Source organism: Oleiphilus sp. HI0080, from assembly GCF_001635135.1.
This window is the reverse complement of sequence record NZ_LWFU01001051.1, coordinates 1-3,815: the sequence shown is the minus strand read 5'-3', so window position 1 is coordinate 3,815 and position 3,815 is coordinate 1. Positions and strand designations below refer to the sequence as shown.

The following is a 3,815-nucleotide window of genomic DNA, read 5'->3' as shown; positions in this document are numbered from 1 at the left end:
TTCGTACATAAAGCATATCAGGGTATTGCGACAGTACAGGCGGATAAACAATGCAATTTAATACGGACGAGGTCTCGAGAATCATTGAAATGGCTTGGGAAGACAGAACACCTTTTGAGGCGATAAAGCAGCAATTCGATATCGATGAGTCCAGCGTCATCCGGTTGATGCGCCGCAATTTAAAGCCGAACTCATTTAAATTATGGCGCAAGCGGGTATCCGGAAGAAAAACCAAATTTACGGCATTTCGCTCGCCAGATGTCGCCAGAGCTTATTGTCCAACCCAGTATAAAAATCGATAGGCACAAAATCAGACAGAGCGCATGGCGAACAATTCGCTGTTCTGGTTAGAATGGTCGGGCTCAGTGAGTGAGCCCTTTAAAACACCTTAAGTATCAAGCGACATCCAAAAATAAGAGAATGTTTGTATGCGACTCATCATCGTCTTTCTTGTTGCAAGTTCCGCCCTACTGCATAGTGCTTATGCTTCGGCCTATGGAACCATCAATTTCACCGATATCATGCCGCCAGAATTTGAGTTCTGCGGTAAACAAGTTGCCCGCGGCAGCACCGAGTATGATGCGCTTTGGGGTTGGTTTAACAACAATACGACCGGTTGGTATGAGTCCAAACGCGAGTACGACCTTAAGTTGGTGTACACCTCGGCAACCATGCGAGTGAACCTGACCAAAACCCGTGTCATCGTTAGCTATGCAGGTGCGGGATCGGTAGGACAAGTAGTGAAAGCCGCTAAAACAGCCGGCTTTAACCGTCTTTGTAAGCAGTAACTTTGTGATAGTGGGCATCTAGATTCGTCAGACCACGTCACATTCAGCTAGACCAACACAAACGTTCTGATTATTTGGACTACTCTCTAATCATCAAATGACCGGAGCGTTAGCCATGATCAAGCATTTTCTGAGAGCACCCGGGTTGTTCGTCTCATTGGTTTTTGCCTCGATCCTTGGCTCAAGCCTTACCTTCGCGAGCGACGATATCACCTTGAGGGTTGAGGTGGTCGGGGCTAAGCCGTCTTCAGGCCAAATCGTTTTGTCGTTGTTTGACTCCGCAACGCACCATTTAAAGAAACCTCTTGTTTCGCTGCGACAAAACGTGGATGCGAAGGGCAAGGCTTCGTTTCAACTTTCAGGTTTGGATGACGCACTGTACTCTGTGAGCGTGTTCTACGATGAGGATCAGGATGGGAAGCTCAATACCAACTTTATCGGCATCCCGACTGAGCTAGTGGGCTTTTCTAACAACGCTAAAGGCCGGTTCGGCCCGCCTACGTTTGAGCAAACCAAGATCCGTGCGTCTTCGGGTCGCCCAATTAAAATTCACTTAAATAGCGTCGGCCAAGAAACCTGAGTTTTTTCTAAAAGAACTTCCTAAAAGGCCGTTCTATTTGTATCAAGTACCCTTTTCCCGGAAAAAACAATGTTAATAAGACTCGTGATATTCGTCGTTGCCGTGTCTTTTTCAGGTGTCTCGTATGCTGGAGACAGTGACCGCTTCATTAAGCAGCTAACATTCCAAACCGGCCAGACTCTGCTGATTGCCGAAGGCGAGCGAGAGGCGCGCTCTATCGGCAGCTTCAGCGTTAGGCTGTACGATGCTGGGGCTAAAGGAGATGAAACAACCTTCTTTCTTGACGGCCTGATTATGGCGCGCGATGGTGCGATCGAAACAGCAACGCTTGCCGATATTAACGGTGATCAACTATCGGAACTCATTGTTATCAGCCGAACAGTAGGCAGTGGAAGCTACCTATCAGCCTATGCCTTTTCTATCGCTGATAACAGATTGGAAAGCATCCACGAGTTAAACGGGATGCAACCTGACACCGACCCAGTAAACGCACTTAGAAAAGCATGCTGCCGCTAACCAAAAACAGGGCTGACGGACACTGAAATCGCACCAACTGCATTGCAGGCGGGCAATTTTGAACACATAATGCGCTGAGTACCATCAAAACCATTCATCCCACCGACTGACCGCACACAGAGGCCGGATCGCACATTGATTGCACAGTTACCAAAATGGGTTGAGATTGGTGCATTTGTACTGGCATTCGTTGCAGGCTTTGTAAACGCCATTGGCTTACTCAGCTTTGATCACCAATCTGTATCTCACTTATCCGGCACAGCAACGCTGCTTGGCACGAGTTTCCTCGACGCTTCATTACAGAATACGATGCATCTCACTGGCGTGATTGTGGCGTTTCTAGTTGGGTCATCTATTGCTGGCTTTCTGTTGCACGGGGCGAACTTAGAACTCGGCAGGCACTATGACACTGCGCTTATCATTGAAGCATTGCTACTTTTGCTCGCCTTGTGGTTTTTGACCTCAGGTTCGTTCTACGGGCATTTTTTTGCCTCAGCTGCATGTGGCTTACAAAACGCTCTGGCAACAACCTACAGCGGTGCGATCGTTCGTACCACGCATGTAACGGGCATTTTTACCGACCTAGGCATTATGCTTGGTGCACTTGCCCGAGGCGAATCCCTCGACAAGCGCAAAGCCAAACTCTTCTTGTTTATTATTGCTGGTTTCATACTCGGCGGCACAGCGGGCACACTGATATTCAAGCAGCTTCAGTTTATGGCGTTGTTTTTACCTGCAATGATCTGCTTCGTTATGGCACTTACCTACCATCGGTATGCTAAAACACACCATTGACAGTCGAGAACTTATCTCGCAGATTAATTCTTAATGTCGCATTAGCCACTCGTTTTAATCTGCAAGCATCATCCAATTAACTGTCCCTAAGCGACAAGCGAGCAATAAGCATGAACCGCACTGCTGTACTTCAAGCAACACGGCCACCTTTTTTAATCCTCACTCCTGCCTGTGTTTTTTTAGGTGCGAGTATCGCGTTCGCGGAACAGGCTGTTTTCTCGAATGTGGACTTTGCGCTCGTTCTTATTGGTGCAATGGCGGCACATATCAGCGTGAACACGCTCAATGAATACTTTGACTTTAAAAGCGGTTTGGATCTAAACACAAACAAAACACCTTTTAGCGGCGGAAGTGGTGCGTTGCCAGACTATCCTGAAGCAGCGGGTTTCGTTCTCATCACAGGGCTCATGACTCTCACTCTGACGAGCGTTATCGGCGGCTATTTTTTAACAAGCCATGGTGCTGAAATTCTGCCGATTGGCCTCGCAGGAATGGTGTTGGTTGCGACTTACACACAATGGCTTAATCGTCTGCCGTTACTCTGCCTTATCGCTCCAGGACTTGGCTTTGGAGTACTCATGGTAGTTGGCACGAATACCGTTCTGAATGGCTCAAATCAGACGCTAACATGGCTATTGTCGTTGGTTCCTTTTTGTCTGGTAAACAACATACTGCTGCTGAACCAATACCCCGACTTACAAGCTGACCAAGCATCTGGGAGAAAAACCTTCCCGATAGTGTTTGGACTAAAAAGCAGTAATGTGGTTTATGCGCTATTCACCTTAGTGGCGTACTCTTTGATCGCTTTATGCGTTGCCATCGGATACCTGCCAACTCTAGGTTTAATGGCGCTACTACCGTTATGTCTCTCTTTGTTCGCTTTGCACGGCGCAGTAAGGCACACAGCGAAAATTGGCGAGCACCCAAAGTATTTGGCGGCCAACGTCGCGGCGGGCATTCTCACACCAATTCTCATCGGGGGGTCTCTACTTGCTCGATAACGTTAAAAAAGGCATCTCATGAGCGCGCTCTTGGCAGGCTTTTCTCTCGGCTTTTCTCTCATTCTCGCAATAGGAGCTCAAAATGCTTTTGTCTTGAAACCAGGTTTGAAACAAGAGCATGTATTTCTTACTAGC

At 47.7% G+C, this 3,815-nt stretch carries 6 protein-coding genes; all 6 read left to right on the top strand.

The features are described 5' to 3' along the window. The first annotated feature begins 50 nt into the window (after positions 1-50). The 6 genes from A3751_RS19565 to A3751_RS19540 all read left to right on the top strand — a co-directional run bounded on the left by A3751_RS19565 (position 51) and on the right by A3751_RS19540 (position 3,680). Positions 51-302 (top strand): TIGR03643 family protein, encoded by a 252-nt coding sequence (locus A3751_RS19565; RefSeq protein WP_068458097.1) that lies wholly within the window; start codon positions 51-53, stop codon positions 300-302. A gap of 126 nt (positions 303-428) precedes the next feature. Next, positions 429-788, top strand: coding sequence for a hypothetical protein (locus A3751_RS19560; RefSeq protein WP_068458625.1), 360 nt, complete (start codon positions 429-431; stop codon positions 786-788). Positions 789-903: 115 nt separating this feature from the next. Continuing rightward, positions 904-1,368, top strand: coding sequence for a DUF2141 domain-containing protein (locus tag A3751_RS19555; protein WP_068491734.1), 465 nt, complete (start codon positions 904-906; stop codon positions 1,366-1,368). 69 nt (positions 1,369-1,437) lie between these two features. Next, positions 1,438-1,884, top strand: coding sequence for a PliI family lysozyme inhibitor of I-type lysozyme (locus A3751_RS19550; protein ID WP_082863396.1), 447 nt, complete (start codon positions 1,438-1,440; stop codon positions 1,882-1,884). A 135-nt stretch (positions 1,885-2,019) separates the two neighbouring features. Next, positions 2,020-2,679 carry a YoaK family protein gene (locus A3751_RS19545; protein ID WP_068458623.1) on the top strand — a complete coding sequence of 220 codons (660 nt, stop codon included), beginning with the start codon at positions 2,020-2,022 and terminating at the stop codon, positions 2,677-2,679. Between the two features lie 110 nt (positions 2,680-2,789). Beyond that, on the top strand, positions 2,790-3,680 hold the full coding sequence (locus A3751_RS19540) for a prenyltransferase (RefSeq protein WP_068458622.1): 891 nt from the start codon (positions 2,790-2,792) through the stop codon (positions 3,678-3,680). Positions 3,681-3,815: the final 135 nt, after the last annotated feature.